The organism is Amycolatopsis rifamycinica (assembly GCF_000695625.1).
GTDB classification, from domain to species: Bacteria; Actinomycetota; Actinomycetes; order Mycobacteriales; family Pseudonocardiaceae; genus Amycolatopsis; species Amycolatopsis rifamycinica.
Genome location: NZ_JMQI01000005.1, coordinates 59,205 through 83,812, shown reverse-complemented (window position 1 = coordinate 83,812; position 24,608 = coordinate 59,205). Strand labels below are relative to the sequence as shown.

28 protein-coding genes are annotated in these 24,608 nt (G+C 71.5%); 8 read left to right on the top strand and 20 right to left on the bottom strand.

The genetic code is table 11. From position 1 onward, the window contains the following. Positions 1-50 precede the first annotated feature (50 nt). The 4 genes from DV20_RS03180 to DV20_RS03165 all read right to left on the bottom strand — a co-directional run bounded on the left by DV20_RS03180 (position 51) and on the right by DV20_RS03165 (position 3,172). Entirely contained in the window at positions 51-1,094 is a 1,044-nt protein-coding gene (locus DV20_RS03180) for an alpha/beta hydrolase family protein (protein WP_200876342.1), read from the bottom strand. Next, positions 1,091-1,441: a hypothetical protein gene (locus DV20_RS03175; protein ID WP_043776274.1), complete on the bottom strand. Its 351-nt coding sequence runs from the start codon at positions 1,439-1,441 to the stop codon at positions 1,091-1,093. The genes DV20_RS03180 and DV20_RS03175 overlap by 4 nt, the downstream gene beginning before the upstream one ends. Positions 1,442-1,462: 21 nt before the next feature. After that, on the bottom strand, positions 1,463-1,963 hold the full coding sequence (locus DV20_RS03170; RefSeq protein WP_043776273.1) for a TetR/AcrR family transcriptional regulator: 501 nt from the start codon (positions 1,961-1,963) through the stop codon (positions 1,463-1,465). A gap of 273 nt (positions 1,964-2,236) precedes the next feature. Further along, a complete protein-coding gene (locus DV20_RS03165) occupies positions 2,237-3,172 on the bottom strand; it encodes an NADP-dependent oxidoreductase (protein WP_043776272.1) in 936 nt (311 codons plus the stop codon). 97 nt (positions 3,173-3,269) lie between these two features. Here DV20_RS03165 and DV20_RS03160 point away from each other — a divergent pair, with 97 nt between their 5' ends. Then, positions 3,270-3,866 carry a TetR/AcrR family transcriptional regulator gene (locus tag DV20_RS03160; RefSeq protein ID WP_051735776.1) on the top strand — a complete coding sequence of 199 codons (597 nt, stop codon included), beginning with the start codon at positions 3,270-3,272 and terminating at the stop codon, positions 3,864-3,866. 34 nt (positions 3,867-3,900) lie between these two features. On the opposite strand, the gene DV20_RS03155 is transcribed toward DV20_RS03160, so the two are convergent. Further along, complete coding sequence (locus DV20_RS03155; protein ID WP_084093295.1) at positions 3,901-4,311, bottom strand: MarR family winged helix-turn-helix transcriptional regulator; 411 nt, start codon at positions 4,309-4,311, stop codon at positions 3,901-3,903. Between the two features lie 138 nt (positions 4,312-4,449). On the opposite strand from DV20_RS03155, the gene DV20_RS03150 reads away from it, so the two are divergent. Together DV20_RS03150 and DV20_RS03145 are read left to right on the top strand one after the other, a co-directional pair. Beyond that, positions 4,450-5,001: an NADPH-dependent FMN reductase gene (locus tag DV20_RS03150; RefSeq protein ID WP_043776268.1), complete on the top strand. Its 552-nt coding sequence runs from the start codon at positions 4,450-4,452 to the stop codon at positions 4,999-5,001. Further along, positions 4,998-5,981, top strand: a complete 984-nt coding sequence (locus tag DV20_RS03145; protein ID WP_043776267.1) for an amidohydrolase family protein — start codon at positions 4,998-5,000, stop codon at positions 5,979-5,981. The genes DV20_RS03150 and DV20_RS03145 overlap by 4 nt, the downstream gene beginning before the upstream one ends. A gap of 28 nt (positions 5,982-6,009) precedes the next feature. Here DV20_RS03145 and DV20_RS47390 read toward each other — a convergent pair whose 3' ends face one another. After that, on the bottom strand, positions 6,010-6,801 hold the full coding sequence (locus DV20_RS47390) for an MmyB family transcriptional regulator (RefSeq protein ID WP_456356067.1): 792 nt from the start codon (positions 6,799-6,801) through the stop codon (positions 6,010-6,012). A 101-nt stretch (positions 6,802-6,902) separates the two neighbouring features. Here DV20_RS47390 and DV20_RS03135 point away from each other — a divergent pair, with 101 nt between their 5' ends. Next, positions 6,903-7,757, top strand: coding sequence for an SDR family oxidoreductase (locus DV20_RS03135; protein ID WP_051735778.1), 855 nt, complete (start codon positions 6,903-6,905; stop codon positions 7,755-7,757). Positions 7,758-7,852: 95 nt separating this feature from the next. Here DV20_RS03135 and DV20_RS03130 read toward each other — a convergent pair whose 3' ends face one another. From DV20_RS03130 to DV20_RS03110, 5 genes are all read right to left on the bottom strand, one after another. Continuing rightward, on the bottom strand, positions 7,853-8,425 hold the full coding sequence (locus DV20_RS03130) for an NADPH-dependent FMN reductase (RefSeq protein ID WP_043776265.1): 573 nt from the start codon (positions 8,423-8,425) through the stop codon (positions 7,853-7,855). Positions 8,426-8,471: 46 nt separating this feature from the next. Next, positions 8,472-9,194: an alpha/beta fold hydrolase gene (locus DV20_RS03125; RefSeq protein WP_051735774.1), complete on the bottom strand. Its 723-nt coding sequence runs from the start codon at positions 9,192-9,194 to the stop codon at positions 8,472-8,474. Positions 9,195-9,252: 58 nt separating this feature from the next. After that, the gene (locus tag DV20_RS03120) at positions 9,253-10,395 is read right to left on the bottom strand and encodes an FAD-dependent oxidoreductase (RefSeq protein ID WP_167344357.1); all 1,143 of its coding nucleotides are present in this window, start codon (positions 10,393-10,395) and stop codon (positions 9,253-9,255) included. 133 nt (positions 10,396-10,528) lie between these two features. Beyond that, a complete protein-coding gene (locus tag DV20_RS03115; protein WP_152603617.1) occupies positions 10,529-11,224 on the bottom strand; it encodes a TetR/AcrR family transcriptional regulator in 696 nt (231 codons plus the stop codon). A 303-nt stretch (positions 11,225-11,527) separates the two neighbouring features. Next, entirely contained in the window at positions 11,528-12,022 is a 495-nt protein-coding gene (locus tag DV20_RS03110; protein WP_043776263.1) for a MarR family winged helix-turn-helix transcriptional regulator, read from the bottom strand. A 136-nt stretch (positions 12,023-12,158) separates the two neighbouring features. Between DV20_RS03110 and DV20_RS03105 the strand changes: the two genes are divergently transcribed. Beyond that, positions 12,159-13,313, top strand: coding sequence for an FAD-dependent oxidoreductase (locus tag DV20_RS03105; RefSeq protein WP_043776261.1), 1,155 nt, complete (start codon positions 12,159-12,161; stop codon positions 13,311-13,313). Positions 13,314-13,407: 94 nt separating this feature from the next. On the opposite strand, the gene DV20_RS03100 is transcribed toward DV20_RS03105, so the two are convergent. Continuing rightward, a complete protein-coding gene (locus tag DV20_RS03100; RefSeq protein WP_043776260.1) occupies positions 13,408-15,486 on the bottom strand; it encodes a HelD family protein in 2,079 nt (692 codons plus the stop codon). Positions 15,487-15,572: 86 nt separating this feature from the next. Beyond that, positions 15,573-16,034: an NADPH-dependent FMN reductase gene (locus DV20_RS03095; RefSeq protein ID WP_051735773.1), complete on the bottom strand. Its 462-nt coding sequence runs from the start codon at positions 16,032-16,034 to the stop codon at positions 15,573-15,575. 3 nt (positions 16,035-16,037) lie between these two features. Between DV20_RS03095 and DV20_RS03090 the strand changes: the two genes are divergently transcribed. Further along, a complete protein-coding gene (locus DV20_RS03090; RefSeq protein ID WP_152603616.1) occupies positions 16,038-17,054 on the top strand; it encodes a GNAT family N-acetyltransferase in 1,017 nt (338 codons plus the stop codon). A 117-nt stretch (positions 17,055-17,171) separates the two neighbouring features. Here the strand turns inward: DV20_RS03090 and DV20_RS03085 are convergent, their stop codons facing one another. Beyond that, positions 17,172-18,611, bottom strand: coding sequence for an FAD-dependent monooxygenase (locus tag DV20_RS03085; protein WP_043776287.1), 1,440 nt, complete (start codon positions 18,609-18,611; stop codon positions 17,172-17,174). A 115-nt stretch (positions 18,612-18,726) separates the two neighbouring features. Between DV20_RS03085 and DV20_RS03080 the strand changes: the two genes are divergently transcribed. Then, a complete protein-coding gene (locus DV20_RS03080; protein WP_043776258.1) occupies positions 18,727-19,692 on the top strand; it encodes an Lrp/AsnC family transcriptional regulator in 966 nt (321 codons plus the stop codon). Positions 19,693-19,697: 5 nt separating this feature from the next. Here the strand turns inward: DV20_RS03080 and DV20_RS03075 are convergent, their stop codons facing one another. From DV20_RS03075 to DV20_RS03060, 4 genes are all read right to left on the bottom strand, one after another. Further along, on the bottom strand, positions 19,698-20,180 hold the full coding sequence (locus tag DV20_RS03075; protein ID WP_043776257.1) for a hypothetical protein: 483 nt from the start codon (positions 20,178-20,180) through the stop codon (positions 19,698-19,700). An 80-nt stretch (positions 20,181-20,260) separates the two neighbouring features. Continuing rightward, positions 20,261-20,791, bottom strand: coding sequence for a GNAT family N-acetyltransferase (locus DV20_RS03070; RefSeq protein WP_043776286.1), 531 nt, complete (start codon positions 20,789-20,791; stop codon positions 20,261-20,263). A 68-nt stretch (positions 20,792-20,859) separates the two neighbouring features. After that, positions 20,860-21,210, bottom strand: a complete 351-nt coding sequence (locus DV20_RS03065; RefSeq protein WP_043776256.1) for an SgcJ/EcaC family oxidoreductase — start codon at positions 21,208-21,210, stop codon at positions 20,860-20,862. 2 nt (positions 21,211-21,212) lie between these two features. Further along, the gene (locus DV20_RS03060) at positions 21,213-21,920 is read right to left on the bottom strand and encodes an SDR family NAD(P)-dependent oxidoreductase (protein ID WP_043776255.1); all 708 of its coding nucleotides are present in this window, start codon (positions 21,918-21,920) and stop codon (positions 21,213-21,215) included. Between the two features lie 121 nt (positions 21,921-22,041). Between DV20_RS03060 and DV20_RS03055 the strand changes: the two genes are divergently transcribed. Further along, positions 22,042-22,962: a LysR family transcriptional regulator gene (locus DV20_RS03055; protein WP_043776254.1), complete on the top strand. Its 921-nt coding sequence runs from the start codon at positions 22,042-22,044 to the stop codon at positions 22,960-22,962. An 89-nt stretch (positions 22,963-23,051) separates the two neighbouring features. On the opposite strand, the gene DV20_RS03050 is transcribed toward DV20_RS03055, so the two are convergent. Then, positions 23,052-23,594, bottom strand: coding sequence for a hypothetical protein (locus DV20_RS03050; RefSeq protein WP_043776252.1), 543 nt, complete (start codon positions 23,592-23,594; stop codon positions 23,052-23,054). A gap of 97 nt (positions 23,595-23,691) precedes the next feature. After that, complete coding sequence (locus DV20_RS03045; RefSeq protein WP_043776251.1) at positions 23,692-24,582, bottom strand: class I SAM-dependent methyltransferase; 891 nt, start codon at positions 24,580-24,582, stop codon at positions 23,692-23,694. Positions 24,583-24,608 lie beyond the last annotated feature (26 nt).

Here is a 24,608-nt window from a genome sequence, read left to right as displayed (position 1 = left end):
GACGGGTGCCGTCGACCGAGCCGCTGCGTGACGGCGGCCGCGGGTCTGCCTCAGCGCGCCGCGAACCGGTGCAACGCGGCGAGTGCCGACGGCGCGGGGGTGTCCGGGTGGCCGGCGTCGTGCAGCAGGTGGTCCACGCCGGGCAAAACCACTCGGCCTGGTCCACCGGCGTGCGCGCGGCGCAGGGCGGTGGTCAGCGCGTCCGTGGTGGCGCAGGGGACTTGGACGTCGTTCGTGCCGCAGGTCAGCAGCACCCTGGTCCCCGGCCGCAGGGTCGTGGCGGTTTCCGGTGGGTAGACGGCGTCGTCGCTGTCCACGAACCGGCTGCTCGCTCCCTGGAAGGCCGCGAAGAGCTGGGCGACGGCGACCGGCAGGCCGGTGGTGTCGACCGGCCGGTGTTCGCGCAGGGCGATGACGGCGGCGTCGGTCGCCGCGTCGACGGCTCGTTGCTGCTCGGGGGTGAACCGGCCCTGCCGGGCCGCCTCGGCGATCTGGGCGTGCAGTTGCCGGGCTACCAGGTCGAGCAGGCGGATCGCCTGCGGTTGCAGCAGCGCCAGGCCGGCCGGACGCGGGTGGACGGTGCCGCCGAGCAGCAACGCGGTCATCGCTCCTTCGCTGTGCCCGACGACCGTCAGTGCGTGCGGGTCCGTTTCCGGCTGGTCGCGCAACACCTCGTAGGCGGCGCCGGCCTGGCGGACGAACGCGGGGTAGTCGAGCGCTTCGGGATGGTCGCGGTAGGCGCCGAGCCCGGTCTTGCCGGTGCCGTACTTGTCGAACCGCAGCGTGGCGACCCGATCGGTGCCGAGCGCCTCAGCCACCTGCGCGAGGGTGTTCGGAGTCGCGTGTGGTGGCTGGTTGCCGTCGCGGTCGGTGGGACCGCTGCCGGGCAGCAGCAGCGCGGCGTGCAGCCGTTGCCCGGCGCGGTGGGCGGGAACGTGCAGTGTGCCGTACGTTGCCGTCCCGTCGGCGGTGAAGACCACTTCGCGGTCGGCGGCGGGCACGAGGCCGGGCGCGGCCTCGGCCGGGGTGGCGGTTGCGGCGGCCAGCGACAGCACGGCCGCGGCGAGGTGGGTGAACGTCAGTTTTCTTTTCACCGCAGGGCTTTCTCGACCAGCGTGACGGTCTCGCGAGGGTCGTCGACCTGGAGGACGAGGCGGGCGTAGCGCTCGTCGGCGAGTTCGATCACGACCGCCTTCGACGCATCCTTGACGTCCCAGAAGACCTTTTCGCCGTCGAGGTGGAACGTGCCGGCCGTGATCACGCCGGGCAGGTGAGCGCCCGGCGCGCGGATTCCCTTGGGATCGGCGGTGATGCCGGGATCCGCGGTCGCGCCGCGGACGTTGGCCAGCGGGATGGTCAGGCTGCTCTTGAGGGCCCAGAGCTTGTCGAGACCTTCGATGACGACAACGAGGTCGTCGCCGTCGATGTGGACCAGTGCCATGTCTGTTTCCTTGTCAGTCAGTCAGTCGGAAGAATCGAAGCGTTGGGTCAAGGCGGTGCCGACACCGTCGGGGTTCCCGCGCAGGAGGATGCCCAGTGCGGCGGCCGTGAGGCCGCCCGCCAAGGCGGTGGAAATGTCGAGCGCGTCGGCGATCGCCTGGTCGAGCGCGGCCAACGCCGCGCTCACTTCGGCGGCCACCTCCTCGTCGGCCGGAGCCCGGTCGACCGCCGCGAACAGCAGCAGCCCGAGGTCGGCCGACGTGACGAGCCGCAGCGCGGTCGCGGCGTCCGGTGCCGCGCCGAGCGCTTCGGCCAGGGGGCGGACGTCGTCGGCGACGTGACGGCGCAAGGCGGCCAGGTAGAGGCCGCGTTTGCTGCCGAACGTCTTGTAGAGGCTGTTGCGGTGCACGCCGAGGTGGGTGACGAGGTCGTCGACGGAGACCCCGTCGAACGCGCGGGCGCCGAACAACCCCACCGCGGTCCGCACCACCTCGTCCTCGTCGAACGCTCGTCGCCTGCCCATGCCATGACGGTAGCGGTTTGAGGAACGATCAGTCAAGAACGATCGTTCCTCAAAATTCACCGCTGCGCGAGAGGGCCAGTCCGAAGGTCGGCGGTGAAGACGGGGATCGAGTTGCCGCGATCGTCGCCGTGTCGCCACGATGGTGGATGCAGCAACTCCCCAGTTCCCGCGCGGTGCCGTCCGAGCCCGCGGCCCACACCGCTCCGCTCGTGGCGCCCGCCGGCAGCGGCAGGGAACGCCGGCCAGGGAGCATTGAGATCTTTTCCTCCGCCCTCACCGTGGCTCGGCGAGCCGGAGCACGATCTTGCCGCCGGCGTGTTGCGACTGGCTCAGTTCGATGGCTTCGCGCCAGTCGGCAAGGGGGATGACGCGGGCGACGGGGATGTGGAAGCGGCTCTCGGCCGCGAGCCGCGCGCACTCGCCGACGACGTCGTAGCGGTGGCCGAGAGGTCCTTCGGTGAACGCGTCGCGAGCGCCGGATTCCCGTGCCTGCGCCAGGTTGCTGATGGTCAGGACGTGCCGGGGGTCGGTGACCGTGCGCAGGAGTTCCGGGATGGTGGCGTCGTCGGGCGGTGAGACGTCGAGGACCACGTCGACGGGCCCGCCCGCCAGCTCGCGTATCCGCTCGGCCATGCCCTTGCCGTAGGGGGTGACCTCGGCGCCGGTGGCGCGCAGGGCGCCGGTGTGGGTGGGGCCGGCGGTGGTGAGCACCCGCGCCCCGGCCCGGCGGGCGAGTTGTACGGCGGCGAAGCCGGTGGTGGCGCCGCCTCCGCTGACGAGCAGGGTCGTGCCGGCGGTGATGCCGAGCAGGTCCAGGCCGAGCTGCGCGGTGTCCACGGCCATGGGCAGCGCGGCGGCGGCCGCCGGTGCGAGGGCGGGTGGCCGCGGGAACCAGACGTCGAGCAGCGCGTGGCCGGAGGCGCCCGCGGTCGGTCCGGTGAACGGGGCGGGACCGAACACCGCGTCCCCGAGCCGGACGGACGTCACGTCGTCGCCGAGGGCGTCGACCGTGCCGGCGACCTCGAGCCCGATCCCGCGCGGGAGGTCGCCGGGGTACAGCCCGCGGCACAGCGCCAGGTCGGCGGGGTTGATCGTGCAGACCTCCACGGCGACCCGGATCTGCCCCGGGGCCGGCCGGGGCGGCTCGGCCTCCTCGAGCCGCAGGACGTCGAGGGGTTCCCCGGTGTGGTGGAAACGCAGGGTGCGCATGGCGATCTCCCGGCTGCGAGAAGTAGTGACAGCAGATGCTGTCGTCACTCGACGGTACCACGGTGACGACAGCATCTGCTGTCACTATGCTGGGGGCATGGCTCGTTGGCAGGGCAACACCCGGGAACGGCTCGAGCGCGCCGCGCTGGAGCTGTTCCGTGAGCAGGGCTACGACCGCACGACGGTCGCGCAGATCGCCCAGCACGCCGGCTTGACCGAAAGATCGTTCTACCGCTGGTTCACGGACAAGCGGGAGGTGCTGTTCGCCGGCGACGAGCTGCAGGCCTGCCTGGAAGCGGGCATCGCGAAGGTGCCCGCGGAAACCGGCGCGCTCGCGACGCTGATGGCCGCGTTCACCGCCGTGCCCGAGGTGCTGCGTCCGCGCGAAGTGCTGATCGAGCTGCGCGCCGTCATCGCGGCCAACCCGCCGTTGCGGGAACGCAGCCTGATCAAGGAAGCGATGCTGTCCGAAGTGACCGCCGCGGCGCTGCGCCGCCGTGGCCACGACGAGCAGACCGCGCGGCTGGCCACCGCGCTCGGCATGGCGATCCTGGCGTCGGCCACCAGGCGGTGGGTGCTCGGCGAAGAGGCCGACTTCGCCACCCTGCTGGCGGGCAGCGCCGCCGACCTCCTCGCCGTCGCCGCCGACTTACCGCCCGTCCACACCGAGACCGGCCGAGCGCCACGCAAGTGATGAGACGTGCCCGGCCGCGGCGGCGGGCTTCCCGCTACCCGGCTTGGTCGTCGACGCGGGCCAGCACCTTGTCCGCGATCCGGCGCAGCGTGCGCAGCTCCGCGGGGGTGAGGGGGTCGGCGAACAGCTCCCGTACCCGCTCGACGTGCCCGGGTGCAACGGACTCCAGGTGCGCGAAGCCCGCGTCCGTCAGGATCGCCTGCGTGTACCGCCCGTTGTCCGGATCCGGTTCCCGGTGGGCGAAGCCGCGCTTCTCCAGGCGGCCGATCAGGTGGGACAGCCGTGACAGTTCCGTGTTGGCCAAGGCCGCCAGCTCGCTCATCCGCGCCCGGCGATCCGGCTGCTCCGACAGGTGCGCTAGCACGTAGTACTCGAGGAAGCTCAGCCGCGCGTCGCGCTGCAGCTGCCCTTCCAGGGACGCCGGCAGCCGCTGGGCGAGCCGCATGAAGGCGCGCCACGCCGACAGCTCGTCGGCCGTGAGCCAGCGTTGCCCGGGTTCCGTCACGCCCGCAGTCTAGCTGACTTGAAAATTCACGTCAGCGTGCTAGCCTTTGACTTGAATATTCAAGTGAGAGGACTTCCTGTGAAGATCGCGATCATCCTCGGCAGCACCCGTCCCGGCCGGAAGGGTGAAGCCGTGGCGAGGTGGGTGCTGGCCAAGGCCAAGGAACGGCCGGACGCCGACTACGAGCTCGTCGACCTGCTCGACCACCCGCTGCCGCACCTGGACGAGGCCGTGTCCGCCAGCCGGGGCGGCTACGCCAACGACCACACCAAGGCCTGGTCCGCCACGATCGCCGCGTTCGACGGGTTCGTCTTCGTCACCCCCGAGTACAACCACTCCACCTCGGGCGTCCTGAAGAACGCCATCGACTACCTCTACGCCGAGTGGAACAACAAGGCCGCCGCCTTCGTGTCCTACGGCGCGCTCGGCGGCGCCCGCGCCATCGAGCACCTGCGGGCGATCTGCAGTGAGCTGCAGCTGGCCCACGTGCGCCAGCAGCTGTCGTTCTCGCTCTTCACCGACTTCGAGAACTTCGCCGAGTTCGCCCCGTCCCCGATGCACGACGACGCCGCGTCGGTGCTGTTCGACCAGCTCGAATCCTGGGCCGGCGCGCTCAAGACCATCCGGTGAGGCTCTACGGGCTCGAGGAGCACTTCGCCACGGCCGACGTGGTCGCGGCGTGGCGGCGGCACGACCCCGCGCTCGCCGCGCCGATGATGCGCCGGGCGGTCGCCAGTGCCGCGTTGCTCGACCTCGGCGAAGGCCGCGTCGCCGCGATGGACGACGCCGGGATCGACACCGCCGTGCTGTCGCTCACGACGCCCGGCTTGCAGGACCTCGACCCCGCCGAAGCCGTCGCTCTGCAACGTCCGACCAACGACGTCCTCGCCGACGCCGTCGGCCGGTATCCCGGGCGGTTCCGGGGATTCGCGGCCCTCGCGACGTCCACGCCTTCGGCGGCGGCCGACGAACTGCGCCGGGCCGTCGTGGACCTCGGGTTCGACGGGGCGCTGGTGAACGCGAACTCCCGCGGTCAAGCTCTCGACGAGCCGCGCTTCTGGGACATCTTCGAGGCCGCCGAGGACCTGCGCGCCCCGGTGTACCTGCACCCGAGCGTGCCGGTCCCGGCGGTCACCGGTGCCTACTACCGGCGCTTCGGCGGCCCGGTGGACGAGCTGCTGGCCACCGGGACGTTCGGCTGGCACTACGATGCCGGGCTGACCGCGCTCCGGCTGATCGTCGCCGGGGTCTTCGACCGGTTCCCCGGGCTGCGGCTGATCCTGGGGCACTGGGGCGAGGTCGTGCTGTTCTACCTCGACCGCGTGGCGGCCTTGGACGCGGTGACGGCGCTGGAGCGCCCGATCGCGGAGTACTTCCGCACGAACGTCTTCGTCACCCCGGGTGGCATCGCCAGCCACCGGTACCTGCGGTGGAGCCTGGAGACCGTGGGCGTGGACCGGATCATGTACGCCTCGGACCACCCGTTCAACCGCGAGCACGGCGGTTCCGCCCGGCGGTTCGTGGCGACCGCGCCGATCAGTGACGCCGACCGGGCGCGGATCGCCTACGAGAACTGGGAAAACCTGATCGCGGGCATCCGGCGCCGGTGAATCCACCGCCGTTTTCCCGAACTGTGCATCAGGTCTTCACCGCCGTGGGAAGTCCTGGGGTCAACCGCGGTCGGAGGCCATTCGCTGGGTGCCCGTCGCGGCCAGGAGGTCGAGCTTGTCCCGGGCGTCGGTGCCCGGCCGGGGCGTGTAGACGACGACCCGCAGGTTCGAGCCCTGGGTGACGAGGACATCGGAGTCGAGGTCGATCGGGCCGGCTTCGGGGTGCTCGATCAGCTTGTGCCCGCTCTGGTGCTCGGCGACCGCCGTGGCCGCCCACAGTTCCCGGAAGCGAGGTGCTCGCCGCAGCCGGGTGATCAGCGCGGTCCCCGGGGCTGAACCGCGCGGGGTTCGGCATGCCCTCGAACTGCATGAGCAGCAGGTTGCGGTGGTCCTCGGTCACCGTCGTCGGGTCGCCGAAAGCCGCGGCGAACAGCGGGTTCCAGTGCAGCAGCTGCCAAGTGGCGTCGTACACGGCGAGCGGGTGGGTCTCCAGCCGTTCCAGCAGGCGGCGGACGCTGCCGGGAATGAGCCGGGGGACGCGGTGCGGGTCGGCCGAGTGCCCGGCCAGCCGCATGAGGTACGCCTGCTCGGCGTCCGACAGCTGCAGCGCCCGGCCCAGCGCGGTGCAGACCTGGGCGGACGGATTGGCCGCGCGTCCTTGCTCGAGCCGGACGACGTATTCGATCGAGATGCCGGCGAGGACGGCCAGTTCCTCGCGGCGCAGGCCCGGAGCACGGCGGGGCGCCTTGTGGGGGATCCCCACGCTCGCGGGTTCGAGGCGATCGCGCCATGCCCGCAGTGCCCGCCCGAGATCATCCATGCGGCCATTGTGCGCTCGGCGCACCTCGATCGTGGTGGTACCGGCTGTACCAGGACATGCCGTGGCTGTCTGTCGCCCGGGCCGCGGCGCAGGGTGAGGCCATGAACGCAAGCCAGTCCAGCACATCCTCCGAGCTCGTGGTCGTCACGGGCGCAAGCACCGGCATCGGGCGGGCGACCGCGCAGCGGCTGGCCACCGACGGCTTCCACGTCGTGGCGGGCGTCCGGACCGAGGCGGCCGCCGCGGAGGTGAAAGCCGGGCGCATCGAACCGGTGCTGCTCGACATCACCGACGAGAGCCAGGTGACCGCGCTCGCCGACCGGGTCCGCGCGGACCGCCGTCCGCTGCGCGCGGTGGTCAACAACGCCGGGATCGCGGTGAACGCCCCGATCGAGGCGCTGCCGCCGGCCGAGTGGCGCCGGCAGTTCGAGGTCTCGGTGTTCGGTCAGGTGGCGGTCATCCAGGCACTCATGCCTGCCCTTCTGCGGAGCAAGGGCCGCATCGTCAACATCGGCTCCACCGGCGGGAAGGTCGCCATGCCGGGCTTCGGTGCCTACTCCGGCGCGAAGTTCGCCATGGAAGCCGTCAGCGACTCCCTGCGTCGCGAGGTGGAGCCGTTCGGTGTCACCGTCGCCGTGATCATTCCCGGTGCGGTCCGCACCAAGCTGACCGAACGCGGAAACGCGACGGCGGAGCGGCTGATCGCGGGCATGACCCCGGAGCAGCGAACCCGCTACGCCGGACTCACGAAAGCCTTCCGCACCACCACGGAATCCTGGGGTACCAACGGTTTGGACGCGAGCGTCGTCGCCGATGCCGTCTCGAAGGCGATCCGGGAGCGCAGGCCGCGGACCCGCTACACCGTCGGCCGCGACGCCGCCGTGATGACCCGGCTGACGCACCTGGTCTCCGATCGTCTGCTCGACCGGATGGTGCGCCGCACGATGGGGCTCTGAGCCCGCAGCCGGTGGCGCCGACGCCCGCTTCCTGCCGAACTTCGGCGCCCTGCCGTTGCTGCTGACCGACGCGGCCGACGAGCGGCTGGTTCCGTTCAAACCGCTGTGCCACGGCGGGTGTCGGCGAGGGCGTTGCTCCGGGACAGCAGCTGGTCGAGCATCGTCGTCAGGGCGGGGCCCTGGTGCTGCCCGGGGGTGAAAGTGGCGCCGAAGTCGGCGAAGTCGGTGCGCAGGTTCAAGGTGACAGTCGCGGTGACGTCCGCGAGCCGCAAGGCGGCCAGGACCGGGCGCAGCGCTTCGACGGCGCGCACGCCGCCGTCCACGCCGTAGGAGACCAGGCCGGCGGCCTTGTTGTTCCACTCGGTGTAGACCCGGTCGAGGGCGTTTTTCAGCACGCCGGGGAAGGAGTGGTTGTACTCGGGGGTGACCAGCACGTAGCCGTCGTAGGCGGCGATGGTGGTGGCCCACCGCTGGGTGTGGGGGTGGGTGTAGCGGCCCATGGCGGGCGGGAACGGTTCGTCGATCTGCGGCAGATCGACCTCGGCGAGGTCGATCAGGTCGTACTCGGCGTCGCCGCGCCGGCGGGCCTGGGCCAGGACCCACTGCGCGACGCGTTCGCCGGCCCGTCCGGCGCGGGTGCTGCCGAGGATGATCGCGATTTTCGTCATGGTGCCTCCGGTCGAAACGCAGGTGATGGGTTCGGTGGCTGGTGGATCAGGACTGGGCGGCGAGGAAGGAGTCGAGGACGGTGAAGACCGCCTCGGGCTCCTCACGGATGGGCACGTGCCCCGCGCCGGGGACGAGTTCGAACCGCGCGTGCGGGAACGCCGCGGCGTAGGCGCGACCGAACTCGGGGGTGACGACGGTGTCGTTGGCGCCCCAGAGCACCAGCACCGGGCCGGTGACGGCGGACAGGCGGGACAGCAGACCGGCATCGGCCATGGCCGGCCCGGCATAGGCGCGCAAGGCGGCCATCGACTGTGGGGACGGTCCGCCCCGCGGCGCCGCTGCCGGTGAGCCGGCGGGCATGGTGACGTGCTGGCCGGGCACGACAGGACCGATAGCGTCGATGAGGACGAGCCGGGAGATCCGGCCTTCGCGGTCGTCCAGGACGGTCTGGGTGGCGACCCAGCCGCCGAAGGACGTCCCGATCACCGTGACGTCGTTCAGCTCGAGGTGGCCGAGCAGGTCGAGGTAGACGGCGGCGAGTGCGGGCACGGAATCCAGCTCGTCCGGCCGTGCGGTGCCCTCCCAGCCTGGGTGGGTGGGCGCCACCACCCGCCGGTCCGCGGCGAGGTGCTCGATCAGGGGGGTGATGCCGGCGGGGCCGGGGCCGCCGTGCAGGACGAGGACCGGGCTGCCGCCCGTGCCGGCCTCGCGCAGGTCGAGGTCGAGCCCGCGCCGGAGCGGGATGGTGCGCCGAAGGGGCGTCGTCATGAGGACCTCCTGGCTGCGGGTTCGATGGCTGCGGACGCGGTGGCCGTCAGAGCGGGGCTCACCGGGCTGCCGGGCCGGACGTGAAGAACTCGACCATCTGCTCCAGGCCCTGCTCGCCGAACATCGTGTCCAGGTTGGCCGCGGACTCGGCGGCGGACGCCTCGCTGCGCGGAAACAGCGCCTGCTCGTACGCGGCCAAGGCCGCCTCGGTGTCGCCGGCGTGGGCGGCGATGGCCAGGGCGAGTTCCGCGCCGTCGAGCATGGCGAGGTTGGCGCCCTCCCCGGCGAACGGGGACATCACGTGGGCCGCGTCGCCGACCAGCGTCACTCCCGGGACACGGTCCCAACGGTGCCCGACAGGCAGCGCGTGGACACGACGCGGGGTGATGGTGTCCGCGTCGGCGACCAGACCGCGCAGGCTCTCGTCCCAACCGGTGAAGTGGGTCAGGACCGCGGCCTTGGCGGCGGTGGGATCGGCGAAGTCGACGGTGTCGAACCACCCTTCGCCGATCTTGAGGGCCGTGTAGACGTGCAGGCTGCCGTCGGTCTCCCGGTGCGCGAGGACACCGCGTTCGTCGCCCAGGGCGATGAAGAACCCGCCGCCGATGACGGTGGCGCTGCGCGAGTGGCGGGTGTCGGCGTCGAACAGGTCGGTCTCGACGAAGGAGATGCCGGTGTAAGCCGGCTTGGCGTCCGAGACCAGCGGCCGGATCCGCGACCACGCGCCGTCCGCGCCGATCAGCAGATCGGTGGTGATGGTGGAGCCGTCGGCGAAGGCCACCTCGTGGCGCCCCTCGCCCAGCGCCCGCGCGCCGGTGACCTTCGCACCCCAGCGGATCACGCCGTCGGGCAGGGAGTTCAGCAGCAGTTCGCGGAGGTCGCCGCGGTCCACCTCCGGCCGGCCGCCGGTGCCGTCGTCCTCCTCGGCCACGTAGACCGTGCCGTCGGGCCCGAGCAAGCGCATGGCCTGGCCGCCCTCGTGAACGATCTTGCGGAAGTCGTCGTACAGGTCGGCGGCGGACAGGGCCTTCTGCCCGTTCTCCTCGTGGATGTCCAGCATCCCGCCCTGAGTGCGGACCGCCGCCGACGCCTCCAGCTCGAAGATCGCCGATTCGATGCCGTTGACGTGCAGAACGCGGGAGGCGGTCAGACCGCCGAGACCTCCGCCGATGATCGCGACCGGGACATGACAGGTACTCATGAGGCCTCCAGAGCCGTGGGAAACACCTCTGCACACCGTAACGAACATGTTCGTCGCGAACAAGTTCGTCGTGAGGCGGCTCTCAGTACTTCGTGCCGAACTCGGCCTCAGAGCAGATGACCCCGGCTGACGTTCAGCCGGCGGCGCCCGGAACGGGCGTGTGGGTGATGCCGTTGACGAGGATGTCGAAACTCCAGCGGATCCGGTCTGCCACCGAGCCGCCGATCAGGGCGGGCATGTGTGCGGTGATCGCCGGATGCGTAGTCGCGTCCACGGCGTACAGCGCACGCACGGTGGTGTCCCAGTCCTGCTCGGCGGCGGGATCGTGCGCCCGTGTCGCGTGCTCGGCGGCGGTGGCGGTCGCGTCCTGGAGCAGCTTGTCCATTCCCCAGGCGACCTGCTCGCGACTGGCGCCACTGCGCGACAGGAGATCGAGGATGCGCTCCACCAGGCGCAGGTAGTTCTCCCCGCTCGGGCGGGCGACGAGCGCGGCCCGCGCCAGCGGCGGGTGTTCGAACAGCATCCGGGTGTAGGAGGCCATGACGGCGCGGAGCTGCTCGCGCCAGTCCTCCTCCCCGCCGCCCCGGCCGCCCAGGTCCACCTCGCCGAGCAGTGAGTCCAGAATGGCCGCATGTAACTCGGCGGTGTTGGCGACGTAGACGTACAGCGACGCAGGACCGGTGTCCAGCTCCTGCGCCAGCCGGCGCATCGTGACCTTCTCCAGCCCCTCCGCCCGCATGACCCGGACGGCGGTGTCCACGATCCACCGCCGGGACAGGGCGGGCTTCGCCGGGCGATCCCGGCGGCTGATCGGCTCTCTTCCGGTCATGAGCAGGATCGTAACGAACATGTTCGCTGAGTGCCCCCGCCCCGCCGGCTCCGAGCACGATGCGTTCGACGTATCACGACCGCTCTCCGGCGATGGGCGGGCGTCGCAGCCCAGAGGTCGCCGACGCGAGCGAGCGAAAGCCCGCCAAGCGATCACGAGCCGGTCCGCTCGGGCACCTCGGCTCCGCGCTGGGGCAACTGTTCGCCGGCGAGCAACCCACGGTCGTCCTCGGGCCGGAATCCCGTGGCTGCACCCAGCGCCTTCGCCGCCGCTGCCGGCGACTGCCCCAGGGACGGGATGGGGTCAGTCCCGTGCAGGTGGTGTGGAATCGCCGAGGTAGGACTCCACTGCGGCTCGCAGTTTGTCGGCAGCGCCGGCGATGGTGTGCAGTTGCGCTGCCGTGAACTCGCCGAGCACTTTCTCGAGCCGCTGCTGCAAAGGATCGAAGAACGCGTCGGCGGCAGCGTTGATCGCGGCGGTCGAGCGCAGGGTCACGATGCGCCGGTCGGTGCCTTCCCTGGTGCGCTCCACGTACCCGGCTTCCTCCAGGCGTCCGAGCAGGATCGAGGTGGCCCCGGGGGAGAGGCCCACGCGTTCCGCGAGGCGTGCGGGTGTCAGTGGCCGGCCGAGCTCCTCCGCTTCGATGATCTGGACGACCGCGGCGGCGTCGGTCGTGTGCATGCTCATGCTCCGGGCGAAGAACCGCGACAGTTCGTTCTGCGCGGCGCTGAACGCGGTGAAGCTCTGCACCACGCGAGCGCACGCGTCGCTCGCCCCGGCCGGCACGGCCTCGGTCATCTCCAGCTCCCTCCGTTGTGGGCACAGACTACCACTTGACACAAAATAGTTTTGGAACATAATAACTTTGCGACAGCAGGTTATTGCGGTGTCGGTCGTCCGCGCCGCGACGGTCACGACAAGGTGGGAGCAGCACATGAACCGCTCGATCACGATCATCGGAGCCGGCCTGGCCGGGTTGACCCTCGCCCGGGTCTTGCACGTCCACGGCATCCCCTCGGCCATCTACGAGGCGGAAGCCTCTCCGATGTCCCGTACGCAGGGAGGCCAGCTCGACATCCACGACTTCAACGGCCAGGTCGCCCTCGACGAATGCCGGCTCCTCGACGAGTTTCGCTCGATCATCAACTTCGGCGCGGAATCCCTGAGGTTCCTGAGCCCGGATGGAGAACTGGTGGGCGAGATCCCCGACGACGGAAAGCTGAGCAACCCCGAAGTCCTGCGCGGGGAACTGCGTCGCATCCTCATCGAGTCACTGCCGGACGGCACGATCCACTGGGGCCGCAAGGTCGCCTCGATCGACGCTCCGGCCGGCGGCGCGCCGTTCACGGTCACGTTCGCCGATGGGTCGACGGTCGGCACCGACGTCCTGGTCGGCGCGGACGGCGCCTGGTCGCGCGTACGGGCGTTCCTCTCCGGGGCCTCGCCGGAATACCTGGGCACCGTCTGGGTGGAGACCTTCCTCCACGACGTCGACACGCGCCACCAGCGAAGCGCCGCGTTGGTCGGCCGAGGCGCGATGCTGGCGATGGAACCCGGACGAGGGATCTTCGGCCATCGCGAAGCCAACGACGTGATTCACACGTATGTCGTCATGAAGAAGCCGCTCGAGTGGACGAGCTCGACCGACTTCTCCGACCGTGAGCAGGCGCTGACCAACCTCGCTGCAGAACTGGGCGACGGGTGGGCCCCCGAACTCCTGGAACTGATCACCGGCGGCGAGACCACACCAGTCGCCCGACCGATCTGGGGACTGCCCCTCGGACACAGCTGGGACCGGGTGCCGGGAGCCATGCTCATCGGTGACGCCGCGCACCTGACACCTCCGGACGGAGACGGAGCGAACTGGGCCCTCTACGACGGCGCCCAGCTCGGAAAGGCCATCGCCGCGTCGCCCGACGACATCGAGTCGGCCTTCTCGGGTTTCGCCGCCGAGATGCTGCCGCGCAGCGCTGCGTCCTCAAGGGAGGGATACCAGTCGTTCGAGCAGACCTTCGGCTACAACGCACCCGAAAACCTGCGGAACATGATGGAACGCGCGACGACATACGGTCGCCGCCACCACCGCTGACCCACCGCCCAGCGCAGCCACGGAACGAGCGGACGGTCGCGACCGAGGTCCGCGTCTGCGTGGATTCGACGAGTTCGGCCGGTCGCAGTCGCGGTCATGGTGTCCGTTCCTGGATGCGGGAGATTTCCGCCGGCGGTGGGCCGGGGTGCACGATGCCCAACCGCCGCGTGGTGCGGGTCATGGCGACGTACAGGTCGTTGTGGCCCAAGGGAGTGGCCAGGATCGCGGCCGGGTCGGCGATCAGCACGGAGTCGAACTCCAGCCCTTTGGCCTGGTCGGGCGTCAGCGCGACGACGGGGTCGGTGATCTCGGGTGACGTTGGCAGGGACAGGGCTGCCGCGAGCCGAGCGTGGTGGTGCCGGGGAGTGATGACCGCGAGCTGCCCGTCGGTGTGCCGGGCGGCGAGGTCGGCGACGGTTTCGGGCAAGTCCGCGAGTGTGGTGCGCCGGCGCCAGGGCGGCTCGCCGGCGGCGCGGACGGATCGAGGCGGCCGCAGGTCGGGGTGGTGGGTGGTGAACAGGTCGATGACGGCGGCCATGATCTCGGCGGGGGTCCGGTAGTTGATGGTGAGCTGGGCCAGCCGCCAGCGATTGCCGACAAGCGGACGCAACAGGCCGTCCCAGGAGGAGGCCCCGGCCGGATTGCCGGTCTGGGCGAGGTCGCCCACGATCGTCATCGATTTCGCCGGGCAGCGGCGCATCAGCATCCGCCAGGCCATCGCCGACAGTTCCTGGGCTTCGTCGACGACCACGTGCCCGAACGTCGCCCCGCCGGATTCGCCGATCACCGCGTCGGCCTCGTCCAGCAGCGGAATGTCCGCCGGAGCCCAGTCCTCGACCTGGCAGGCGAGCAGGTCGGCGACGACCTGTTGGCCGGTCAGCGACGGCCACAGTTCGTCCAGCGCGAGGCACGCCTGGGTATCGGCCAGCAGCGCGGCGCGCAGGCGGGCCGCGTCGGTCTCGTCGAGCAGGCTCCTCGGCCCGTCGTCATCGTGGCCGGGGTCGATCACCACGCCGGCGGCGGCCAAGCCACGCAGGTCGGCCGCGCTGAGCCGTCCGTCGGCGCTGCCGCCGTCGATGGCCTCGCCGGCCTCGGTGAAAACCACGCTCTCCATGCGGTCGATCAGGCGCTGCGCGAGCAGCTCGACGATCCGTCGCTGGAACACCAGCCGGGCCTGGTTGTGCGGTAACCCGGTCCGCGTGGCCGCCTCGATGGCACCGCGGCAGTCGTCCGGGTCCAGCCGAAGCGCCTGCTGCTCGAACTCCACCTCGACCGGCTCGTCGGGCGTGCGCACGCGGGATCGCACGGCGGCCGCGATGCGGCCGGCCATGCCGGGCCGGCCCTTGGCCTCGATGGTTCCGGGCGGGTCGAGGCGGCTGACCCGGATGTCCGGGCGCAGCTGGGTGATGGTCGCCGTCGTCACCGCGTGTTCGCCCAGACCGGGGAGTACCTGCCCGATGTAGTCCAGGAAGACCTGACTGGGACCGATGACCAGCACGCGCCGGGTGCGCAGGTGCGGACGGATGTAGAGCAGGTACGCCAGCCGGTGCAGGGCGACCGCAGTCTTGCCCGTTCCCGGGCCGCCCTGCACCACCAGCACCCCGGGGTGTTCGTCGCGGACGATGCGGTCCTGCTCGGTCTGCAGCGTGGTGACGATGTCACGCATCCGCCCGGTTCGCCGCGCGGTCAGCGCCGCCACCAATGCGGCTTCTCCGACCAGCGCGCCGTCCCCGACGGAGCCGGCGGCGTCCGGGTCGAGCAGTTCGTCATCCAGCGTGAGGACGGTCCGCCCGCGTGTCGTGATGCGTCGCCGCCGTCGCACGCCGTGCGGACTGGCCATGGTCGCGGTGTAGAAGGGCCGGGCAGCCGGTGCGCGCCAATCGAGCAGCAACGGCGTGTCGTCCGCATCCCGGAACAGTCCCAGCCGTCCGATGTAGACACGACGGCCATCGCGCAGGTCCAGCCGCCCGAAACACAGGCCGTCCTCCACGGCCTCCAACCGCCCTGACTCCGCCTGCCACAAGGCCACCGTCTCCCGCTCCGCGCCGGCGTCCCGCGCCGCGGCCAACCGGGTGGCCGCGTGCTCGCGCAGGACGTCCAGCCTGGCGTACAGGGCGGTCAGGTACTCCTGTTCGACAACGAGCTCACGGTCGGTGCCACTGCGAGTCGCCACTGCTGTGCTCCCGGAATTCGGTGATCAGTGGCCCCCAGAGTGCATCGCGACTTCCCGGAGAAACAGTCTTGTTGTTTCCGTCGGCTTCAGCCGCCCGGCCCGAGGTCCGGTGTTCGCAGTGCCCGGGTGTGCGCTACGAGGTCATGCAGGGATGCCGGAACGAATTCGGCGACGCGGCGGGCCCGATCGGATTGCTCGGCCAATTCGCCGGTGGGCCCGATGAGCCGGTCGGCGTGGGCGAGGGAACGGCTTTTGGGCAGTGGGAGCATGCCTGCCTTGCCGATCGCCAGACGCAGCTGCTGACCGGCGAGGGCGCCGCCGTGTGCGGTGGTGGAGTACAACACGATCGACGCGGGTTTGCCGGCGGCCTCGGTGGCGAGGAAGTCCAGGGCGTTCTTCAGCGCTGCCGGTGGTGCGTGGTTGTACTCGGGTGTCACGAAGACGTAGGCGTCGGCGGCCGCCATGGCCGTGAGCCAAGCCCGTACGGCCGCCGACGGCCGGCGGTCGGGGTTGGCCAGCGGTGCGAGCGGCTCGTCGAAGAACGGCATCGGGTGGTCGGCGAGGTCGAGCAGGGCGAACTCGGCGCCGTCGACGAGGGCCGCCTTATACCTCGATCCTCATCGCCGCTCCTCGGTCTCCAGGAGTTCGCACAACGTCTTCAGGGTCTGGGACATGACAGGACGCGAACGCTTTATCAGCGGCGAGCGTGCGTTCCGGCTTCGGCGGCAGGCCCGGGATCGCTGCCGGAGCTTTGGATGTGCCGGCGTGCTTTCCTGGCGTATGGTCGGCTGGACGGCGAGTCGGGAGGGCGACGCATCGACGCACGACCAGCGCACCACAATCATCAGGCGTTCTGGCGACAGCTCGCGCGGGTGTGCGGCGGTGTCGTCGACGAGGTCTCCGGTGGACTGCTGATCACGACCGGCATCAGCGCCGCCGGCTTCACCCAGTTGCACTGCGGGGACGGGGTGGACGACACGAGGGCGATCGCGTCCGCCGCAACGTACTTCGACCGGCGACGGCTGGGGTGGCGGATCATCAGCGAGCGGCCCAGCCCCGCCGCGGACGCGTTCGCGGCGCGTCGCGGGGTCGCACGGGAGCCGCTGTACCCGGTCATGGCCATGCCCGTCTCCGGCACCCCGCCACCGCTGGAGACGCCACTGGCCCTCACGACCGCGGGAGACCTTGCTGACCTGCGTGCCTTCGTGGATTGCGCCGCGGCCGGCTACCGGATGGACCCGGCGCTGCTCAAGCCGATCGCCGGCGAGCGCGCGCTGGCCGACGATAGCCTTCGGTTCCACCTGGGCCGGGTCGACGGTCGTTGCGTCGCGGTCAGCGTCAGCGTGAGGCACGCGCAGACGGTCGGGGTGTACTTCGTCGCCGTGCGGCGCGGCTACCGGCGGCGCGGCTTCGGCGCCACGATCACCGGGCACGCGATCCGGGAGGGCGCCGACGACAACGTGGACACGGCCGTGCTGCAGGCGACATCATCGGGCTATCCGCTGTACGCCGGCATGGGCTTCGCCAAGATCGCCGACTACCACCTGTGGGACCTGCCGGCACGGTGACCGCCGTGGAGTCCGGCGAACACCAGCCGGCACAGCCTCATCAGGCCGACCCGAACTGATCCGGCCGCGATCGCACGCCCTCGATTTCGGCAGGTGCGGATGTTCGCACCGCCGCGATCAATGCGGTTCACCGAACCAGTGACCGAGCGCCGGTTCGAGCGTGTCCGGGGTGCCCGCCCAGCACACGTAGCCGTCCGGGCGGATCAGCATCGGCTCGGTGCCGGTGCCCTGACCCGCGCGGTCGACCCGGTCCGGCCGGCGGGCGGTGACCTCGGCGAACCTGCCGGCCGAATCGATCAGCAGGCCGCGTCCGGAGCGGAGCAGCTCGTGCGACCGGGCCCGGCCGAAGTCCAGGTCCGGCGCGGGAAGTCCGACCAGCGGGTGGTCTTCGGTGCCCGGCATCGGGTAGCGGATGCCCATCCCGGACACCATGTCGTCGAGGTGGTACTGCACGTCCCGCAGCTGCGTCAGGGCCGCGAACAGGTCCTTGGCGGCCGTCAGGTCCGGGTCGCGGGTGCCCTGCTGGTCCATCAGCAGGCTCTGCGCCTGAACGTTGCGCAGCACGGCCGCGGCGACCGGGTGGCGTTCGGCGTGGTAGGTGTCCAGCAGGTGTTCCGGGGCCCAGCCGTGCACCGCGGCGCCGAGTTTCCACCCGAGGTTGAGCGCGTCCTGGATCCCGGTGTTCATGCCCTGCGCGCCGATCGGCAGGTGGACGTGGGCGGCGTCGCCGGCCAGGAACACCCGCCCGTGCCGGTACCGCGCGGCCTGCCGGGCCGCGTTGGTGATGCGGCGGGCGTAGCGCAGTTCGAGCAGCTGCACCCGGGAGCCGAAGACGGCCCGCAGCCCGTCGCGGATTTCGTCCTCGGTGACCGGGACCTCCCGCGGCAGTGAGCGGCCCGGCCCACCGAACGAGAGCCGCCGCAGTGGCCTGCCTTGCGGGTCGGTGCCGAGCGGGAACACCGACGCCCAGTTCCCGTCTTCGCTCCGGGTGTGCGTCATCGCCTGGTCGTCACCGCTCAACCGCACGTCGGCGGCGACCACCGTCACGGTGCCCGGCCTGCCGGGGAACGCCGCGCCCAGCAGCGACCGCACCGTGCTGCGGCCACCGTCGGCCGCGACCAGGTACCGGGAGCGGACGACACCGCCGGTCGCGAAGGTCGCGGTGACGCCGTCCTCGTCCTGGGTGACGCCGGTCAGCTCGTGGCCGCGCCGCACGGGAATGTCGTGCGCGGCGAGGTGCCGTTCGAGGAAGCCCTCGATCGCCACCTGCGGGACGGACCGCCACGGATGACGGTGCCTGTCCCGGGTGAGGGGGAGCGTGAGGCCGGCGAAGTGTGCGGTGCCGATCGGGTAGTTCCCGGTGGCCAGCAACGGTTCCAGCAGGCCGCGCTGGTCGAATGCCTCCTGCGTGCGGGACTGCACGCCGCCCGCCTTCGACAACGTGCTGCGCTGCGGCAGCTTGTCGACCAGCACGGCCGCGGCTCCCGCCACCCGCAGTTCGTTGGCCAGCATCAGGCCGGTCGGGCCGGCGCCGACGACGAGCACATCAGTGTTCACGGATTCACTCCTGGTGGTGTCGATCAGGACGAGAGCCACGCTCCGCCCCGCCGACACAGATCGCCAGAAACGGACCCGATTGAGCCGGTATCCGAAAAATACTAGGGTTGGCTCGGTGGAATCCGACATCGACGAGCTGGACCGCCGGCTCGTGCACGCCCTGCAGATCAACGGCCGCGCCGCCTTCAGCACGATCGCCGAGGTGCTCGGCGTGTCGGATCGCACCATCGCCCGCCGGTACGCCCGGTTGCGGTCGGCCGGGCTGGTGCGGGTCCTCGGCGGGGTCGACGTGACCGCCCTGGGCGCGGTGCTGTGGTTCCTGCGGGTGCGCTGCGCGCCCACCGCGTCGATCCCGGTCGCGGAAGCGCTGGCCCGCCGCCCCGACACGTCCTGGGTGAGCATCACCTCCGGCGGCACCGAGATCACCTGCGCGGTCCGCACCGAGAGCGAGGCCGACAGCGAGGCGCTGCTGCTGGCCAAGCTGCCCCGCACCCCCCGCGTGGAGGGCGTGACCGCGCACTCCGTGCTGCACGCGTACTACGGCGGCCCGGACAGCCTGATCGCCAAGCTGGGGTCACTGGACGAGGAGGCGGTCGAGCGGCTGCGCCCACCCCCGGTACCGCACCGGCCGGGACCGGTGCGGCTCGACGACGGGGACCGCCGGCTCCTCGCCGCGCTGGCCACCGACGGCCGAGCCGAGCTCGAGCAGCTGGCCGCGGTGACCGGCTGGTCGCCGACGACGGTCCGGCGCAGGATGACCGAGCTTCGCGAACGCGGGGTGCTGTACCTGGACATCGACGTCGACCCAAGCCTGTACGGCGTCGGCTCGCGCACCCTGCTCTGGCTCTCGGTCGCTCCCGCGCGCCTGGAAGAGGCCGGTGCGGCGCTGGCCGGGCATCCGGAGATCGCGTTCGCCGCCGCCACCACCGGGCCGACGAACCTGTACGCCACCGTGGTGTGCGCGAACCAACGCCAGCTGTACCGGTACCTGACCACCCGGGTCGCCGCGCTGCCGGCGATCACCCACGTCGAGACCGCGCCCGTGATCAAGACCGTCAAGCAGGCCGCGAACCGGATGTAGGGACGTCACCGCCAGCGAGACAGCCACCACCACGACAACAACCACCACTTTTCGGCTCGCGCACGGGACTTCTCCAGCCGCATGCCGTGATGCCACCGGAACAGCAGGACGGTGGCGCCCGCGCCGAGGAGGGTCAGCAGGCTGCCGGCCACGATCGGGCCGGTGTGCTTGTCGCCGTCGTCGATGGCCGCGCGCCCCTCATCCGGCCACACCCGGATCTGCACCTTCCGCCCCCAGACGATCCTGCGCCCCAGGTGGTGCTCGAAGGTCTGCGTCTTCGTCACTCCGTCGGGTCCGGTGTATTCGACGTCGGCGGTCGAGTTCCGGACGTCGGTCGTGACGACCCGCCCCGGGAAGAGCCCCGCCGACCGGTGCACGTCCGCGGCCAGGCAAACGCCGGTCCACACCACCGCGATCCCGCCGGCCAGCACCAGCAGGGGAAGCCACAGCAAAGCCGCCTCGGGCAGCCAGGACCTCGACGACGTCATGCCATCAGCACGCCGGGAAGACCGTCGCGGTTGCCCGGGGCCGCCACCCGTGGCGTGAACCACCCGGAGCCGTGAGGTCGTCAGTTTCCCCGTGGCGTGCGCACGTGCCGGTGCCCGCGTGCCGGGAAGGCCGGCGGTGCGGGCGGCAGCAGGTCGTGCAGGACGTAGCCGCACTTCTCCGCGACCCGGCAGGAGGCCGGGTTGTCTTCCGCGTGCAGCAGGTCGAGGCGGGTCAGCCGGACGAGGGTTTGCGCGCCCAGCGCCCACTGTGACGCGGTCTCCAGCGCCCGGGTGGCGATGCCCTGCCCCCGGGCCTGGGCCGCTGTCCAGTAGCCGGCTTCGGCCACGCCGGCGGCCACCACCTTCATGCCGACGTGGCCGAGGATCGTCCCGTCTTCGGCGACCACCGCGAAACCGAACCGTGTCGCGGACTTCCAGCCGGCGGCCTGCGCGTCCAGCCACTGCCGGGCCTCGGCTTCGTCGGCCGGCGAGGCGATCAGCCGCCGGCGCAGCACCGGATCGCGATGGGCCGCGACCAGCGCCGGCAGGTCGTCCGGCCGCCACGGGCGCAGGCGCAGGGCGGTCTGCGGTACGGCCGGCGTGATCGTCACGTCGTCCATTGTGCGCGACCGGCGGGAGGCCGGGTCACACCCGCGGAACTCCCACGTCGACGTGTCGTTCAAAGCCGCGACACCTGGTAGTGGGCGATCAGCCAGCGGTCCCCGTCGCGGCGGACGACCACGCTCAGGTGGACCGGGAGCGTCGGCCGATCGGTGAAGCCGAAGTCGACGTCGGCGTGCCCGAGGAGCACGTCCTCGGCCAGGCGGCGGGTCTCCACGATCCGGTAGTCCGCCGTCATGCCCCGTGGCTGGGAGCCGTAGTACGCCGCCACGCCGTCGCGGCCCACGCTGTACGGGTGGAGGCCCTGGAAGATCGCGTCTTCCGTGAACTGCTCCGCGACCCGCTCGGGGTCGTGCGCGTCGACCGCCGATTTCCAGGCGTCCAGCACTTCGGTGAGGGTGTCGAGCATCTTCAGTGCCCCGCGCTCTGGCCGCCGTCGACGTGCAGGATCTCGCCGGTGACGAACGGTGCGCCCTCCAGGTAGACGACCGCGTCGACGATGTCGCCCGGGTCGCCGATCCGCCTGACCGGGTGCAGGGCGGCCAGGGCTTCGTGCGTCGAAGCCGGGTGCATCGGGGTGCGGATGATGCCCGGGGACACGGCGTTCACGCGGACGCCGCGCGTCGCGTACTCCACGGCCAGGGACTTCGTCACCGAGTTCAGGCCGCCCTTGGTCAGCGACGCCAGCGCGGACGGCACCGCGCTGTTCGCGTGGTCGGTCAGGCTGGTGGTGACGTTGACGACGTGGCCGCCGCCGGTTTCCAGCATCGCGGCGATCGCGCGCTGGGTGACCTCGAAGAAGCCCCGCAGGTTCACGCCGGTCACGAGGTCGAAGTCCGCGGCGGTGTAGTCCGTGAACGGCTTCGCGACGAAGACGCCGGCGTTGTTGATCAGGGTGTCGACGCGGCCGAAGCCGGCCAGGGCCTGGTCGATCACGCGGGCGCCGACGGCGGGGTCGGCGATGTCGCCGGCGACGGCCAGGATCCCGGCGTCGCCCGATGGGGTGATGGACCGCGAGTTCGCGACCACCGCGTAGCCGAGCTTGCGGTACGCCTCCACCAGTGCCGCGCCGATGCCCTGCGAAGCGCCGGTGACGACCGCGACCTTCTGGGTGCTCATTTCGTTGACCTCCTTGGGATGGTGCTTGCGAAGCCGATGGTGTGCCCGGCGCGAGCGCTTCGCCACGACCGGTTCGCTCTCACCAGGGAGGCGAAACCTCCCAGCGCACTAAGCTGCCGTTATGGAGCTACGCCAGCTTCGGTACTTCGTGGCCGTCGCCACAGAGCTGAACTTCGGCCGGGCCGCCGAACGGCTGCGCATCGCCGGGCCGTCGCTGTCCCAGCAGATCAAGGCACTGGAACGGGACCTCGGTGTCCGCCTCTTCGACCGCGACCGCCGTTCGGTCACGCTGACCGAATGCGGCGAATCCCTGCTGCCCCAGGTCCGGGCGCTGCTGGAGCAGGCGGACGAGCTGCGCCGGTCGGCCGCGGGGATCGCGGCGCGCGAGCCGGTGCGGCTGGGCTACGTGAACTGGCGGCCGGCCGACCTGCTCGACCGGGTGGCGGGTGTCGCGCACCTGCACGTCGACACCTGGGTGCTGCCTTCGCACACCCAGCTGCGCCGGGTCGCCGACCGGAGCATCGACTTGGCGATCTGCTGGGCGCGGGCCGCCGACCTGGCCGGACTCGGGCTGGAAGCGCGCTTGCTCGGCGCGGACCGGCTCTACGCGATCGGCACCGGCACCGCCGAGGTCGCGGCCCGGGACGTCGTCGTGCTCGTCGACGCCGACACGGCCAGCTGGGCGTCGTGGAACGCCTACGCCGAGGAGTTCGCCCGGGCGACGGGCGCCGAGGTGGTGCACACCGAGGACGGGGGATCGACGGGCCCGGCGCTGTTCGACCACGCCCGCCGGCTGCGGCGTCCGGTGCTCAACAACCCGAAGGGCCAGACGACGCCGGTGCCACCGGACCTCGGGCGGCGGCCGGTGATCGATCCGGTGCCCTTCTGGACGTGGTCGCTGGTGTCCCGCCGCGACGAGACCCGCGCACCGGTCCGCGCCACCATCGCGGCGCTCACCCGGGACGTCGGCTCCCTGGACCTCGGCACCGGCTGGCTGCCGGCCGACGACCCGCACGCCGTCGAGCCGAGCCGGCACCCCTGACGTCCCGTTCCGCCGGACCGCGGTGAGGTCGGGGGCCGGCACCCCGTGGGACGGAGGTGCTGGCCGAAACGGATGTGAAGCTTGACGGGTCAGGCGACCCAGATCAAGATGCCGCTCATGTACCGGCCCTGTCCGACGGTGCCGACTTCCTCGTTCTGGCACCGGACGTTCTGGTACTCGTAGCCTTGGCCCATCGCGGTGTAGCACAGGCGCGTGCCGAGGCCGCGGATCCGGAGGGCCTCCAGCCGCCTGGACTGGCCGGTCGTGCCGGCCAGGTTGTCGTTGCAGGATTCGCCGACCCAGCCGATGTCCTGCAGGTGCGGCGCGTAGCAGACGCCGACGCCGCCGCTGGTGCCCGCCACGGCGATCCGGATCGCCTCGATTTGCTTGCCCTGCCAGGGAATGCCGGCTTCCTCGCCGTCGCAGACGCCGGGCAGCCAGCCGCTGTCGGCCACGTGCACGGCGTAGCAGACGCGGACGGCGGCCGGCGAAACCGCCGCGCGCTCCGCCGCCAGCCGGTCCAGGTTGGCCTGCACCGCGGCTTCGGTCGTCTCGGCGGTGGCCACGGCGGGTGTCGCGATCAGCGGCAGGGCCGCGAGCATCCCGGCCAGCATTCTCTTGCGCAGCTTCATGTTTCCCCCATGGTGAGCTCGGTGATCCGATCCGAGGGGAGGTTACGACAAATCGGGCACCGGGGGGAAGCCTCCGAATGCCGCGCCCGGCGGAAGATCAGCGCCCGGCGAGCTGGAAGTGCCAGATGACCATGGCCGGCACGTCTTCGTTCGCCGCCCGTGCGGCCTCGGGCACCAGAGCCGCCAAGCTCCACGGCCAGACGTCCCACGGACCCACGTCGACGGCCGCCGGCCGGTCGGCGCCCGCCCGCACCGGCAGGCGGGGCTCCTCGCAGCCGCGCAGGTGCAGTCCCACCCCCAGCGCCGCGCGCAGGTAGTCCCCGATCCGGTGGTGGTGGCTGACCACCCGCCCCGGCCGCCCTCCGGGGCCGCGCACCGGAGGGATCGAGCCGCGCGCCACCGCTTCCGGGTGCACGTCGGCGAGCACCAGGTGCCCGCCCGGGCGCAGCACCCTGGCGAACTCCGCCAGTACCGGGGTGAGCGCCGGGACGTGCGTCAGCGCCAAGCCGCAGACGACCAGGTCCACGGCCGAGCCCGCCACCGGGAGCCGGTGCAGGTCGCCGAGCAGGAACCGGCCCGGCGGCACCCGCGTGCGGGCGCGGGCGAGCATCTCGGGGGAGCTGTCCACGCCGATGGTCCGGTGACCGCGCTCGGCCAGCCAGTGGGCGTACCGGCCCGTGCCGCACGCGGCGTCCAGCGCCGTGCCCGGTGGCAAGGTGTCGAGGATGCGGTTCACCGCGGGCTCGTCGAGGGAGAAGGCGGTGTTGCCGGGACTGTCGTAGGTTTCGGCCCAGAGCCGGTAACCGGCCACCGTTTCCACGCGGTCCACCTCCACGGCGGTGTGCGCCAGCGACTCGTCGCCGAGCAAGCCGCGGACCTCGGCGATCCGCGCTTCGGTGAAGCCGCGGTCGAACTCCCCGGTGAACCCGCGCAGCAGCGCGAGGCCTTCGAGTCCCAGCAGGTAGGCCAGCGGATGCTCGTAGCTCACCGGAGCGACAGTAGAACCGGGCGCCC